Raw genomic sequence first — 13,149 nt, 5'->3', positions numbered from 1 at the left:
CGCTGCTCTTGCAGCGGCCTTTTTTATGCCTGGGAAAATGGCCGGGCAGGACGCCCGTGAAGGGTAGTTGCGGCCGCCGCTCCAGGGCACGGACATGGCCCGGGAGAAAGCGTTCGAAGCGGCGGCCGGACGCAATCAGATCGTGTACTTTTGCAGGTTCTGCATCATCTCCTTGAGGGCCTCGAGGTTGTCCTTGGGATGGACCGCGCCGTCGAAATCGCAGATCTCTCGCCAATGGGCCGCGACATCCTCCGGCGAGAAACCCTGGCGCGGATCGAAGCCGGCGCCCAGGCTGCGCTCCCAGCGCACCTTGCCGATCCAGCCGCCACCGACCTCGAACAAGCCGGAGGTTTCCTGGCACTGCTCGCTGCCCAGGTACACCACCAGCGGGCTCACCAGTTCCGGCTTGAGCTGCTCGAACACCTGGGGCGGGATCAGGCCCTCGGTCATCCGCGTGCCGCCGGTGGGGGCAATGGCGTTGACCAGGATATTGCTCTTGCGCCCTTCCAGTGCCAGGGTCCGGGTCAGGCCATATAACCCCAGCTTGGCCATGCCGTAGTTGGACTGGCCGAAATTGCCGTAGATGCCCGAAGTGGAGGCGGTGAAGATCACCCGCCCATAAGCCTGCTCGCGCAGGTGCGGCCAGGCGGCGCGGGTGACCTTGTAGGCCCCCTCGACGTGCACCTGGTACACCAGGTCCCAGTCGGTGTCGTCCATCTTGTGGAAGGTCTTGTCCCGCAGGATTCCGGCGTTGTTGACCACCACGTCGACCCGGCCGAAGACATCCAGGGCGTTCTGCACGATCTTCTCGCCGTCGGTCACCGAGTCGTGGTTGGCTTCGGCGATTCCGCCCGCCTCGCGGATCTGCGCGACCACCCGATCGGCCGCCGAGGCACTGGCGCCCTCGCCCTGGGCCGAACCACCCAGGTCATTGACCAGCACCTTGGCGCCGTGGCGGGCGAACAACAAGGCGTGGGCACGCCCCAGGCCACCACCGGCCCCGGTGATGATCACCACTTTGTCTTCCAAGCGCACAGACTCACTCATACCGAACTCCAGCAGGGCCAATGGACAAGAATCCGAGTGTCGGGCAGCCGGCCGGGGCCTACAACGAACAGGGCCGCAGCTGAATGGTGCGCGATAAGACAGCGGGATAGTCGAGCCAGGACCGCAGCGAGGCTGTGCCCCGCAGGGTTCAGGAGCCTACGGCGCGGCTGACTGGAGCCTGTAGTGCATCGCGAAAGGCCAGGTAGTGCTTGAGCACCGCCCGCGGCGCCTCGATCTGCGGGTAATGACCGATGCCCGGCAGCAGCACGGTGTCCGGCTGCGGGATCAGTTGGCGATAGCGCTCGACCATGTGCGCCCCGGAGATCGGGTCCTGGGCGCCATCGATCACCCGCAGCGGCACCTCGCCGTGCTGCATGGCCGCGACCCAGCGCTCGCGCTGCTGGCGCCGCTGCGGGATGTAGCCGATCAACTTGTGCAGGATGCGCGGCCCCCGGTTGCTCTGCACCAGGCTCCAGAAGTCGTCCAGCACCGTTTCGCTGGGCTGGCTCTGCGGACCGAACACCTGCTGTAGGTTCCTGGCCAGGCCCTCGCGACTGAACACGCGCCCGAGCATCCAGCCCAATGGGCTGAGCAGCAGTTTCTGGCTCAGCACCGGACGATGGGTTTCCGGGAACAGGCCGCCATTGAGGAACACGCAACTGGCGATCTCGATGCGCTCCTCGTAATGCCGGGCCAGCAGTTCCTGGGCGACGCTGTCGCCATAGTCATGGGCCAGCACGTGCAGCGGCCCCGCGATCCCCAGATGCGCCAACAGCGCCTGCTGCAGGTCCGCCTGTTCCAGCAGGCTGTAGTCGTGATCCAGGGGCTTGGCCGAATCACCGAAGCCGAGCATGTCGCAGGCGATCACCTGGTAGCGCCGCGCCAGGGGTTGCCACAGGTAGTGCCAGTCCCAGCTGGCGGTGGGAAAGCCATGGATCAGCAACAGCGGCTCGCCCTGCCCGGCCACCCAGTAACGAACGGCCTGGCCGCGAAACTGCAAGTCCTGCCCATGGGTGCGCCAGACACTCAGGGGAATCTCGGCGAGAGGCATCAGGCTTTGTACCCCGGGTCGAGTTGCTCGAGCTTGCGCAGCAGGGCCGGCCAGGCCAACACCCCGCCCATGCCCTGGGCGCTGCGGGTGACCCCGGCGATCATCGCCTTGGCTCCACTGAGCACCGGCGCGGGAATGGCGATCAACTCGGCACCGCCGTTCTGCGCCAGCACCTGGATTTCACAGGCACGCTGGAAGATGAACATCATCAGGAAAGTGTCGGCGATGCTCGCACCACAGGTCAGCAGGCCGTGGTTGTGCAGCATCAGGAAATTGTTGTCGCCCAGGTCGGCCTGCAGCCGGGCCTTCTCCTCGGGGTTCAGGGCCACGCCCTCGTAGGGGTGGTAGCCGAGGCTGGCAAGGACGAACAGCGACTGCTGGCTGATGGGCAACACGCCCTGCCGCTGCGCCGACACCGCCACGCCCGCCGCGGTGTGGGTATGCAGCACGCAAAGCACATCGTGGCGCACCGCATGGACCGCGCTGTGGATGGTGTAGCCCGCCGGGTTGATCTCGTAGGGGCTGTCCATCAGCTTGTTGCCGGCCTGGTCGACCTTCACCAGGCTGGATGCGGTGATCTCATGGAACATCATGCCGAACGGGTTGATCAGGAACTCGTCGGTGCCCGGCACCTTGGCCGAGATGTGGGTGAAGATCAGGTCATCCCAACCATGCATCGCCACCAGGCGATAACAGGCGGCCAGGTCCAGGCGGGTTTGCCATTCCAGGGCGCTGACCTGGTCCTTGACACTCGCAGTGGATTGAACGGGGGCTAGGCTCACGGCTGGGACCTCATGTTGGCTTTTATTGGAAGGAGGACCCTCGGAGTCTAGACACCCCTGGCGCACCACGGAGTCGCCTTGGCAGCCAGCTTGATGGCCGAGCGGGTCAGCCGGCGGCCGAGCCACGCCGCCGGGCCTTCACGTCAAAGCAACGACGCCAGCAAAGGCGCGGCGAAGAGGTTCAACAGCCCGGTGAGCACCATCACCAGCCCCGCTACCGAGCCTTCCTCGCCCCCGACTTCGTGGGCCCGGCTGACCCCGGCGCCATGGGCGCCGACCCCGAACAGCGCACCCCGGGCCAGGGCGCTGCGCAGGGGCAGCCAACGCAATAGCACGCCGCCGAGCATGGCGCCGAAGACCCCGGTGAACATCACGAATACCGCCGTCAGCTCGGGCACGCCACCCAGGTCGTGGGCCAGGGGCATGGCGAACGGAGTGGTGATCGAGCGTGGTACCAGCGACAGGGTCACCGAGCTGTCCAGGGCCAAGAGCCGGGCCAGGCCGAAGGAGCTGCCGATGGAGGCCGCGCTACCGGCCAGCATGCCCAGCAGCAGTGCCGACCAATGGCGCATCAGCAACTGGCGCTGCTGCCAGATGGGAATGGCGAAGGCCACGGTCACCGGGCCCAGCACCAGCATCAGCCAGTGGGTATTGGCGGCATATTCGGCGTAGGCGGTGTGCAATGGCACCGCGACCGCCAGCAGCAGCGCCGGCACCAGGATCAGCGGCGACAACAGGTAGCGCCCGGTGCGCCGGTAGATCCAGCGGCTGAACAGATAGGCGCCGAGGGTCAGCGCCAGCCAGAACATCGGCATCGCCTCAAGCTTCATGGCGCATCCTCCAGCGGCACACCAGTTCCACGGTCAGCGCGGTCACCAGCATCACCAGCAGGGTGCTGACGCCGATCACCAGCAGGATCCGCCAGCCGTCCTGGCGCAGCAGGCCGCCGTAGTCCAGCAGGCTCATCAGCGCCGGGATGAAGAACAGCAGCATCTCGGCCATCAAGAGGCCAGCGCCCAATTGCAGGGCTGCCGGCTTGACCCAGCCCAGGGCGAAGGCCAGCAACAACATGGCCAGGCCGATGACCCCGCCGGGAATCGGCCAGGGCAGCCAGGTAGCCAGTTGGCAGCCGAGAAAATAGATGGCCAGCAGCACCGCCAGCTCGCAAAGCAGGCGGCCCAAGCGTTTCAAGGTGGGAATGTTCATGGTGGTTCGGTCCTCTCGGGGACCTATTTTATGAAAAGCCCCTTCATCACCGAAGCGAATTGTTAGACTGGAAGCCATTCCAAACTGGAATTACCACCATGGATTTCAAGCAACTGCGCAGCTTCGTCGAAGTGATCCACCAGGGCGGCTTCACCCAGGCCGCCAAGACCCTGCATATCAGCCAGTCGGCGGTGAGCAAGCAGGTCGCCCAGCTGGAACAGAGCCTGGGCACGCCGCTGCTGGAGCGCCAGGGTTCGCACATCCACCTGACCGCCGCTGGCAACGTGGTGCTGCAACGGGCCGAGGGCATGCTGCGTCTGCGCAATGAACTGCTCAGCGAACTGGACGACCTGAGCCACATGACCCGGGGCGAGCTGCGCCTGGGCCTGCCGATGCTGGGCAGCGATACGCTGTTCGCCAGCCGCTTCGCCGAGTACCGGCGGCGCTATCCGAATATCCAGGTGCATTTGCTCGAGGGCGGCAGCTTGAACGTCGAGCAGGCGGTACGCAGCGGCGAGCTGGAACTGGGCGGCAGCCTGACTCCCAAGGATCCGGCCTTCGCCTACCAGCCGTTCTGCGACGAGCCGCTGGATGCCCTGCTGCCCGCCGATCATCCGCTGGCGATGAATGCCAAGGTGCGCCTGGAGGAGCTGGCCGATACCCCGTTCCTGCTGTACCAGCGCAGCTTCGTGCTCAACGACCGCCTGCTCCAGGCCTGCCAGCAGCTGGGGTTCACTCCCAGGGAAGGTGGGCGCAGCGGCCAGGCGGACTTCCTCGCGGCGCTGGTGGCGGCGGGCCAGGGCGTGGTGCTGCTGCCCAGCGTGGTGGCCCGGGCCCTGGTACGCCCGGGCGTGGTACGCCTGACCCTGAAGGCTCCGGAGTACCTGCGCTGGGACATTGCCTTCATCTGGCGCGAAGGGGCCTACCTGTCCAAGGCCGCACAGGCCTGGCTGGCGCTGCTACGGGAACAGCCAGTCAGCCCCGCAGTGCGCTGACCAGCTCCGCCAGCCAAGGCTCGGCGTCGGTTTCCGGGGTCACGGTCTCGCTGGCGTCCAGGCGCAGCATCGGCAGCACCTCGCGTACGCCCAGTTCGGCGAACAGCTCGCGCATCTGCTCGCCGCCACCGCAAAAGGTATCGCCATAGCTGGAGTCACCCAGGCCGATCACCGCCCCGGGCAAACCGCGCCAGGCGGCCGGCAGTTGATCGCGAATGCTCGAATACAGCGGTAGCAGGCTGTCCGGCAACTCGCCCATGCCGGTGGTCGAGGTCACGGCCAGGAACGCCTCTGGCGCGAACGCCTGGACATCGGCCAGGGTCGCACGGGGGTTGTGCCAGGCCTGGAAGCCCGCGGCGTCGAGGAGTTTGGCGGCATGCCGGGCGACTTCTTCAGCCGTGCCGTACACCGTGCCGGAAAGGATGGCGACTTTCATCAATCTGATCCTGAAGCTGACTAAAAGCCTGGGATATTAACAGCTACGGAGTAAAATCCCGTCTTCGCTCGCCCTCAGGCTGCAAAGCAGCTGTAGACACAATGCCAGCATGCCTTAGAATCCAGCCCTTGCCGATCGAAGACGGAACTCCGGGATGATCAACGCCCACTTGCTGCAACGGATGATCAACGCCTCCAACGACGGGATTGTGGTCGCCGAGCAGGAAGGCGAGGACACCATATTGATCTATGTGAATCCGGCCTTCGAGCGACTGACCGGCTACAGCGCCGATGAAGTGCTGTACCAGGACTGCCGTTTCCTGCAATCGGGCGATCGGGACCAGCCAGGCTTGCAGGCGGTCCGCCAGGCCCTGAAGGAGGGCCGGCCGTGCCGCGAGGTGCTGCGCAACTATCGCAAGGACGGCAGCCACTTCTGGAACGAGCTGTCGATCACCCCGGTATTCAACGACAGCGACCGGCTGCACTATTTCATCGGGGTGCAAAAGGACGTCACCGAACAGGTCAAGGCCCAGCAGCGCCTCTCGCAGGTGGAGCAGCAACTGGCCGAGGCCCGGGCTGAACTGGCCGCCCTCAAGGCGACCAACGGCCCTAATAAGTCGCAGGTTTAGTGGTCGTAGGGGTATCCCCGCTGACTTGTCTTCCACCTTCCGAGCAACATCATGCAGCGCGACGCCCTTCTCACTCAGGATGAACTGGACTTCATCCGGAGCATCCAGCACAACCCGCACCTTAATGTGCGCGACACCACATCCAGCCTGCTGGTCAACGGCGGCTCGCAGATCCGTGACTTGCTGACACGCCTGGCGGCCAACGAGAAGGTCACCATCCAGGCGCATTTCGACAATCAGCAGATGACCTTCCCGCTGCACCTGGTGGAAGACGAATTCCACGCCTTGCACCTGCGCCTGGGAGTACCGAGCATCTTCGAGGACGGCCCCATGGTGCGGCCATGGCGCCTGGCCCTGGAAGAACCGGTGGCCCTGGAGAATGCCAAGGGCCAGCCCGGGCGCCTGTGGGTGCGGGAAGTGTCGTTCAAGGGGGTGCTGCTGGAAGTCCGCAACAAGACCCGGCCGCCCAGGCAGTTCGCCCAGTGGTTCAGCCCCTCGGGATATGAGCGGATCGCCCTGCGCGGGCACTTCGAGCGCGAGACCGAGGCGGGTTTCTACGCCTATCGCCTGGAGCAGGACGATGCCGAGGAAACCGAGCGCCTGCGCCAGTTCATCCTCCAGCAACACCGCCATTCCCACCCCGCCCTGCACGCCTGAGGCATCCGCGCGCGGTGTCAGGTATCCAGGTGCCCGCCGAGGAATTGCCGCAGGCGCTGCTGCATCAACCGCCCCTCTCCACCCAGGCAGGCCACTGGCGACTCCGCCAGGCTGTCCTGGGCCAGGTCCGCGGCATCCCCGGCCAGCATCAGCGGGCAGTCCAGGGTCAGCGCCAGGCGCTTGAGACGCTTGGGCAGCTCGGCCGTCGGCGCATGGTTGGAGAACACCACCAGGGCCTGGGGCTTGAGCTTTTCACAGACCAGGGTCAATTCCTCCAGCGGTACTCCCGGCCCCAGCACCTGTACGCCGAGCTGGTCGTGCCCCAGCAGCAGCGCCGCCACCAGCAGCTCCAGCTCACGGCATTGCTGGTTGAATGCGGTGAGCAATAGCGGCTGCGAGCCTGTGCGCTGCAACAACAGGCGCTGGCTGATTCGCGAGCGCAGGAAGGCATCCAGGAACAGCCATTCGCTGGTATGGCCGAAGGTGTCGCGTTGCTGCAGCAGCTGCTTCCAGAACGGCAGGAAGATGTCCTGGAACACCACCGGCAGGGCATAGCTGGAGAACACCTGGCCGTAGATCCGCTCCAACTGCTCTTCATCGAAGGTATTGACCGCCAGCTTCAACTGATCGCGCCACTGGGCGTATTCATCCTGCTGGCCATCGTCTGCCGAAGCCTTGAGCTGGGTCTGGACGGCGCGGTTCTTGGCCATGATCCGCCCGACCTTGCTCACCGCCACGCCGCGCTCGATCCAGCCGAGAATCTCGCGCACCGCCTCAACATCGTGCATGGAATACAACCTGTGCCCACTTTCGGTGCGCGTCGGCTGGATCAGACCGTAGCGTCGCTCCCAGGCCCGCAGGGTCACGGGATTGATGCCGGTCAGGCGGGAAACCTCGCGGATCGGGAACAGCTCGTCCTGCGCGAGGGCGTCCGGAGCCTGGTGGGTGACGGAAGGTGCAATGGTGGCGGGCATCTGGGGGAGAGAACACCGATGGACAAAATGGCCGTCATTCTACTCTCCCAGGGTGCCGAAGCTTCAAGGGCGGGAATATCCGACCACTGTCATTGGTACATCCGTGCCAATCAGGAATAATCCTTGCTTGTCCAAGGTGCGGCCCGACACCCCGGTGCCCCGTCAGCGACTGCCTTACCCAGGCAGCGTATTGGTTTTACGGAGATACATGATGTCTACCTCACCCGTCACCCTGATGGTGGCCCGGCGCGTTGCCGATGGTCGCTACCAGGACCTGATCGCCTGGCTGCGCGAAGGCGAGCAACTGGCCACCGACTTTCCCGGCTACCTGGGCTCCGGCGTCCTGGCCCCTCCGCCCGGCGACGATGAATTCCAGATCATCTTCCGCTTCGCCGACGAACAGACCCTGCACACCTGGGAACACTCCGCCTCGCGTACCGCCTGGCTGGCCCGGGGCAGCGATCTGTTCGCCCATCCACTGGAACATCGGGTCAGCGGTATCGATGGCTGGTTCGGCGCCGCCGGACAGCGTCCGCCGCGCTGGAAGCAGGCCGTGGCGATCTGGCTGGCGTTCTTCCCGGTCTCGCTGCTGTTCAACTTCGTCCTCGGCCCGCTGCTCAACGACCTGGGCATGTTGCCCCGGGTGTTCGTCAGCACCTTGGCCCTGACCCCACTGATGGTCTACTTCTTCATCCCGCTGTCCACCCGGCTGCTGGCCAACTGGCTCAACGCCGCCCCGCCCCGCCGGCTGCCCGTGGCGCCTTCGACGCAAAACTCCTGAGCCTCGCCCAAGCCGGCCACCGCCTACCACGGAGCGGTGCCGGCTTGCTGCCGATCCATCCCACGCCCGGGCGTCCCCGCTGGTATAGTTCTGCCCTACCCGCCGACGCGAGCCCGCCATGAACGCTTCCTCCGCACCGATCCTGATCACCGGCGCCAGCCAGCGTGTCGGCCTGCACTGCGCGTTGCGCCTGCTCGAAGACGGGCATCGGCTGATCGTCACCTACCGCAGCCAGCGCCCGGGGCTCGAAACACTGCGTGAGCAGGGCGCGACCCTGCTGTTCGCCGACCTGTCCTGCGAGGCCGGGATCATGGCCCTGATCACCGAACTCAAGGCCCGCACCGACAGCCTGCGGGCGATCATCCACAACGCCTCGGAATGGCTCGAGGAAAGCCCGGGCCAGGAAACCGAGGCCTTCGCCCGGATGTTCGGCGTGCACATGCTGGCGCCCTACCTGATCAACCTGCACTGCGCCCAATTGCTGCAGGCCTGCAGCCCGGCGGACATCATCCACATCAGCGACGACGTGACCCGCAAGGGCAGCGCCAAGCACATCGCCTACTGCGCCAGCAAGGCCGGCCTGGATAGCCTGACCCTGTCTTTCGCCGCCAAGTACGCCCCGACAATCAAGGTCAACGGCATCGCACCGGCCCTGCTATTGTTCAATCCCGACGACGACGCGGCGTACCGCGCCAAGACCCTGGCCAAATCCGCACTGGGCATCGAGCCCGGCGCGCAAGTGATCTACCAGAGCCTGCGCTACCTGTTGGACAATCCCTATGTCACCGGCACCACCCTGACCGTCAACGGCGGGCGGCACGTCAAATAGACCGGCCCCGCGAGGACCTTGCATGAGCCTTTCCCTGCCCCAGCACTACCGCGAGATCCTCAAGGGTCTCGGCGAAGACCCCGAGCGCGAGGGTCTGCTCGATACGCCCAAGCGTGCCGCCAAGGCCATGCAGTACCTGTGTCATGGCTACGAGCAGTCGCTGGAGGAAATCGTCAACGGCGCGCTGTTCGCCTCCGACAATGACGAGATGGTGATAGTCGCCGACATCGAGTTGTACTCCCTGTGCGAACATCACCTGCTGCCCTTCATCGGCAAGGCCCATGTGGCTTATATTCCCACGGGCAAGGTGCTGGGGCTGTCGAAGATCGCGCGCATCGTCGACATGTTCGCCAGGCGCCTGCAGATCCAGGAAAATCTCACTCGGCAGATCGCCGACGCAATGCAGAGCGTGACCCAGGCCGCCGGCGTCGCCGTGGTGGTCGAAGCCAAGCACATGTGCATGATGATGCGCGGTGTCGAGAAACAGAATTCCACCATGCATACCTCGGTGATGCTCGGCGCCTTTCGCGAATCGAGCACCACTCGCCAGGAATTCCTGCAATTGATTGGACGGAGCAAGTAAATGCCACAACTTCAGCCAGGAATGGCTCGTATCCGAGTCAAGGACCTGCTCCTGCGGACCTACATCGGAATCAACGAGGAAGAAATCCTCAACAAGCAGGATGTCCTGATCAACCTGACCATCCTGTATCCCGCCCAAGATGCGGTGCGCGACAACGACATCGATCACGCGCTGAACTATCGCACCATCACCAAGGCAATCATCGCCCACGTCGAGGGCAACCGCTTCGCCCTGCTGGAGCGCCTGACCCAGGAACTGCTGGACCTGGTGATGAGCAACGCCTCGGTGCAGTACGCCGAGGTCGAAGTGGACAAACCCCACGCCCTGCGCTTTGCCGAATCGGTATCCATCACGTTAGCGGCAAGTCGCGATCCAGCCTGACCACCGCCTCAAGCGACAAGCTCCATGTACCCCCCAGGAGCTTGTCCCCCCTCGGAGAATCCCATGACCGAACAACAACGCCTGGAACTGGAAGCGGCGGCCTTTCGCCGCCTGGTGGCCCACCTGGACAACCGCAAGGACGTACAGAACATCGACCTGATGAACCTTGCCGGGTTCTGCCGCAACTGCCTGTCCAAGTGGTACAAGGCCGAAGCCGACCAGCGCCAGATCGAGGTCAGCCTCGATGACGCCCGTGAAGTGGTGTATGGCATGCCCTACGCCGAGTGGAAGAATCTCTATCAGAAAGAAGCCAGCGCCGAGCAGCAAGCGGCGTTCGCCAAAGGAAAACCCCATGACTGACCTGAACACCCTGCGCGCCAGCCTCAACAGCGGCGAACACGCCTTTGCCGACACCCTGGCGTTCATCGCCGCCGGTTATGACTACCAGCCCCAGGCGTTCAACAACGGTGGCGTGGAAAACGCCGCCGGGCAGAACGAAGGCTCGTGCAAGACCCTGGGCCTGGCCCTGCTGGAAGGCCTGAGCGACGCCGAAGCATTGCTGGCATTCGGCGAGCACTATCGCTCGGTGCTGGCCACCCCGCAAGGCAGCGACCACGGCAACATCCGCGCCCTGATCGCCCATGGCCTGGCCGGAGTGAAGTTCAACGCCCAGCCGCTGACCCGCCGCTGATCCACACCGGCAAGACCATCACCCATAAAAAAACCGGCTTGCGCCGGTTTTTTCATTTCAGGACGATCAGAACGAAGCGTTCTGCAGGCCGTCCAGGTAACGCTCGGTGTCCAGGGCCGCCATGCAACCGGCACCGGCCGAGGTGATGGCCTGGCGGTAGACGTGGTCAGCCACGTCGCCGGCGGCGAAGATGCCCTCGACGCTGGTAGCGGTGGCATTGCCTTCACGACCGCCCTGCACGACCAGGTAACCGTCCTTGAGCGCCAGCTGGCCTTCGAACAGCGAAGTGTTCGGAGTGTGGCCGATGGCGATGAACACGCCGTCGACTTTCAGCTCGTCGAAGCTGCCATCGTTGTTCTTCAGGCGGGCACCGGTCACGCCCATGTTGTCGCCCAGCACTTCGTCCAGGGTCGCGTTGAGCTTGAGCTCGATCTTGCCTTCGGCAACCCGGGCGTGAAGCTTGTCGATCAGGATCTTCTCGGCGCGGAAGGTATCGCGACGGTGGATCAGGGTGACCTTGCTGGCGATGTTGGCCAGGTACAGGGCTTCCTCGACAGCGGTGTTGCCGCCACCGACCACGGCCACTGGCTTGTTGCGGTAGAAGAAACCGTCGCAGGTGGCGCAGGCGGAAACGCCCTTGCCCATGAAAGCCTCTTCCGATGGCAGGCCCAGGTAGCGTGCGCTGGCGCCGGTGGCGATGATCAGGGCGTCGCAGGTGTAGGTGCCGCTGTCACCGGTCAGGGTGTAGGGCTTGGCGGCGAAGTCCACGGCATTGATGTGATCGAAGACGATTTCGGTTTCGAAGCGCTCGGCGTGCTCGCGCATCCGCTCCATCAGCGCCGGGCCGGTCAGGCCGTGCACGTCGCCCGGCCAGTTGTCGACTTCGGTGGTGGTGGTCAGCTGGCCACCGGCCTGCATGCCGGTGATCAGCAGTGGCTTCAGGTTGGCGCGGGCGGCATAGACCGCGGCGCTGTAACCGGCAGGGCCGGAACCGAGAATAATCACACGCGAATGACGTACATCAGACATGACTCACTCCTATCGACCGGCCCGGCTGCCCTGGCGCGGAACGCCGGATTGCCGGCTGGAATAAAAAAGGACGGCGAAACCTTGGGGAAGGCTAAAACTCGTCCGTCCAAAAAATAATGGGTGCAGCGTATAGAGGGGGCGAAGATTAAGGAAATACGGTTTAACAATCCAGCTCATAGGCGGTCTCTATCTTCTGAAGACCAGTATGAAGAGGTCTTTGTTACCGTTGATGTCGCCCTATGCGCCGCACTTTCGCCCCTTGTGCAAAGCCGGTAAGGTCGGCGCGTTTTCCTTCTGCTCGGAGCCTTCTATGCCCGCCCCTGTCTTGTCCGGCCCGCAATACCTGCGCGAGGGCCTCAAGTTGATCCTCACGCCCGGCCTGCGCCTGTTCGTGCTCTTGCCGCTGCTGGTCAACCTGGTGCTGTTCGTCGGATTGATCTATTTCGCCGGTCATCAATTCAGCCTCTGGGTCGACGCCCTGATGCCGACCCTGCCGCAATGGCTGAGCTTTCTCAGCTACATCCTGTGGCCGCTGTTCGTGGTGCTGGTAGTGCTGATGGTGTTCTTCAGCTTCACCATGCTGGCCAATATCATCGCCGCCCCGTTCAACGGCTTCCTCGCGGAAAAGGTCGAGACCGTGGTCCGCGGCACCGATGATTTCCCTCCCTTCAGCTGGGGCGAACTGCTGGCGATGATCCCCCGCACCCTGTCCCGGGAGATGCGCAAGCTGGGCTACTTCCTGCCCCGGGCCATCGGCTTGTTCATCCTCTCGCTGATCCCGGTGGTCAACCTGGTGGCCGCGCCGCTGTGGCTGTTGTTCGGTATCTGGATGATGGCCATCCAGTACATCGACTACCCGGCGGACAACCACAAGATGAGCTGGCAGGACATGCTTGCCTGGCTGCGGGCCAAGCGCTGGCAGAGCCTGGGCTTCGGCGGCATCGTCTACCTGGCGCTGATGATTCCCTTCGTCAACATCCTGATGATGCCCGCCGCCGTGGCCGGGGCGACCCTGTTCTGGGTCCGCGAGCGCGGTGTGGATAACTTGCCGGGCCAACCACGCTGACCCCTTCCTGCAC

The 13,149-nt window shown here is 64.4% G+C and carries 18 protein-coding genes; 10 read left to right on the top strand and 8 right to left on the bottom strand.

Annotation, left to right across the window (positions count from 1 at the left end):
* Positions 1–135: 135 nt before the first annotated feature.
* The 5 genes from C4K40_RS04945 to C4K40_RS04925 all read right to left on the bottom strand — a co-directional run bounded on the left by C4K40_RS04945 (position 136) and on the right by C4K40_RS04925 (position 4,086).
* Positions 136–1,047 (bottom strand): SDR family oxidoreductase, encoded by a 912-nt coding sequence (locus C4K40_RS04945; RefSeq protein ID WP_053134189.1) that lies wholly within the window; start codon positions 1,045–1,047, stop codon positions 136–138.
* Positions 1,048–1,195: 148 nt separating this feature from the next.
* Positions 1,196–2,098, bottom strand: a complete 903-nt coding sequence (locus tag C4K40_RS04940; protein ID WP_022642368.1) for an alpha/beta fold hydrolase — start codon at positions 2,096–2,098, stop codon at positions 1,196–1,198.
* A complete protein-coding gene (locus C4K40_RS04935) occupies positions 2,098–2,880 on the bottom strand; it encodes a class II aldolase/adducin family protein (RefSeq protein ID WP_022642367.1) in 783 nt (260 codons plus the stop codon). The genes C4K40_RS04940 and C4K40_RS04935 overlap by 1 nt, the downstream gene beginning before the upstream one ends.
* 143 nt (positions 2,881–3,023) lie before the next feature.
* Entirely contained in the window at positions 3,024–3,710 is a 687-nt protein-coding gene (locus tag C4K40_RS04930) for an LrgB family protein (RefSeq protein WP_053134186.1), read from the bottom strand.
* A complete protein-coding gene (locus C4K40_RS04925; RefSeq protein WP_022642365.1) occupies positions 3,700–4,086 on the bottom strand; it encodes a CidA/LrgA family protein in 387 nt (128 codons plus the stop codon). Before C4K40_RS04925 ends, C4K40_RS04930 begins: the two co-directional genes overlap by 11 nt.
* A gap of 98 nt (positions 4,087–4,184) precedes the next feature.
* Between C4K40_RS04925 and C4K40_RS04920 the strand changes: the two genes are divergently transcribed.
* Complete coding sequence (locus tag C4K40_RS04920) at positions 4,185–5,081, top strand: LysR family transcriptional regulator (RefSeq protein ID WP_022642364.1); 897 nt, start codon at positions 4,185–4,187, stop codon at positions 5,079–5,081.
* On the opposite strand, the gene C4K40_RS04915 is transcribed toward C4K40_RS04920, so the two are convergent.
* A complete protein-coding gene (locus tag C4K40_RS04915) occupies positions 5,062–5,517 on the bottom strand; it encodes a flavodoxin (protein WP_053134183.1) in 456 nt (151 codons plus the stop codon). The two genes, C4K40_RS04920 and C4K40_RS04915, sit on opposite strands and share 20 nt — an antisense overlap.
* Positions 5,518–5,671: 154 nt before the next feature.
* Between C4K40_RS04915 and C4K40_RS04910 the strand changes: the two genes are divergently transcribed.
* Positions 5,672–6,145 (top strand): PAS domain-containing protein, encoded by a 474-nt coding sequence (locus C4K40_RS04910; RefSeq protein WP_022642361.1) that lies wholly within the window; start codon positions 5,672–5,674, stop codon positions 6,143–6,145.
* Between the two features lie 51 nt (positions 6,146–6,196).
* A complete protein-coding gene (locus tag C4K40_RS04905; protein ID WP_022642360.1) occupies positions 6,197–6,802 on the top strand; it encodes a hypothetical protein in 606 nt (201 codons plus the stop codon).
* Between the two features lie 17 nt (positions 6,803–6,819).
* On the opposite strand, the gene C4K40_RS04900 is transcribed toward C4K40_RS04905, so the two are convergent.
* Complete coding sequence (locus tag C4K40_RS04900; protein ID WP_022642359.1) at positions 6,820–7,776, bottom strand: MerR family transcriptional regulator; 957 nt, start codon at positions 7,774–7,776, stop codon at positions 6,820–6,822.
* Positions 7,777–7,987: 211 nt separating this feature from the next.
* Here C4K40_RS04900 and C4K40_RS04895 point away from each other — a divergent pair, with 211 nt between their 5' ends.
* The 6 genes from C4K40_RS04895 (at position 7,988) to C4K40_RS04870 (ending at position 11,041) form a co-directional block, all read left to right on the top strand.
* Positions 7,988–8,557, top strand: coding sequence for an antibiotic biosynthesis monooxygenase (locus C4K40_RS04895; protein WP_053134180.1), 570 nt, complete (start codon positions 7,988–7,990; stop codon positions 8,555–8,557).
* A 118-nt stretch (positions 8,558–8,675) separates the two neighbouring features.
* Positions 8,676–9,386, top strand: coding sequence for a dihydromonapterin reductase (gene folM, locus C4K40_RS04890; RefSeq protein ID WP_022642356.1), 711 nt, complete (start codon positions 8,676–8,678; stop codon positions 9,384–9,386).
* 22 nt (positions 9,387–9,408) lie between these two features.
* On the top strand, positions 9,409–9,969 hold the full coding sequence (gene folE / locus C4K40_RS04885) for a GTP cyclohydrolase I FolE (RefSeq protein ID WP_053134175.1): 561 nt from the start codon (positions 9,409–9,411) through the stop codon (positions 9,967–9,969).
* Positions 9,970–10,350 carry a dihydroneopterin triphosphate 2'-epimerase gene (gene folX, locus C4K40_RS04880; protein WP_031320912.1) on the top strand — a complete coding sequence of 127 codons (381 nt, stop codon included), beginning with the start codon at positions 9,970–9,972 and terminating at the stop codon, positions 10,348–10,350. It begins immediately after the preceding gene.
* Between the two features lie 63 nt (positions 10,351–10,413).
* On the top strand, positions 10,414–10,710 hold the full coding sequence (locus C4K40_RS04875) for a DUF1244 domain-containing protein (RefSeq protein ID WP_022642353.1): 297 nt from the start codon (positions 10,414–10,416) through the stop codon (positions 10,708–10,710).
* Positions 10,703–11,041: a HopJ type III effector protein gene (locus C4K40_RS04870; RefSeq protein ID WP_022642352.1), complete on the top strand. Its 339-nt coding sequence runs from the start codon at positions 10,703–10,705 to the stop codon at positions 11,039–11,041. Before C4K40_RS04875 ends, C4K40_RS04870 begins: the two co-directional genes overlap by 8 nt.
* 66 nt (positions 11,042–11,107) lie before the next feature.
* On the opposite strand, the gene trxB is transcribed toward C4K40_RS04870, so the two are convergent.
* Positions 11,108–12,070: a thioredoxin-disulfide reductase gene (gene trxB, locus C4K40_RS04865; RefSeq protein ID WP_053134173.1), complete on the bottom strand. Its 963-nt coding sequence runs from the start codon at positions 12,068–12,070 to the stop codon at positions 11,108–11,110.
* A gap of 310 nt (positions 12,071–12,380) precedes the next feature.
* Between trxB and cysZ the strand changes: the two genes are divergently transcribed.
* Positions 12,381–13,136 (top strand): sulfate transporter CysZ, encoded by a 756-nt coding sequence (cysZ, locus tag C4K40_RS04855; protein ID WP_022642351.1) that lies wholly within the window; start codon positions 12,381–12,383, stop codon positions 13,134–13,136.
* The last annotated feature ends 13 nt before the right edge of the window (positions 13,137–13,149 follow it).

The organism is Pseudomonas sp. CMR5c, from assembly GCF_003850545.1.
In the GTDB taxonomy this organism is placed as follows: Bacteria; Pseudomonadota; Gammaproteobacteria; order Pseudomonadales; family Pseudomonadaceae; genus Aquipseudomonas; species Aquipseudomonas piscis.
This window is presented reverse-complemented; position numbering and strand designations above follow the sequence as displayed.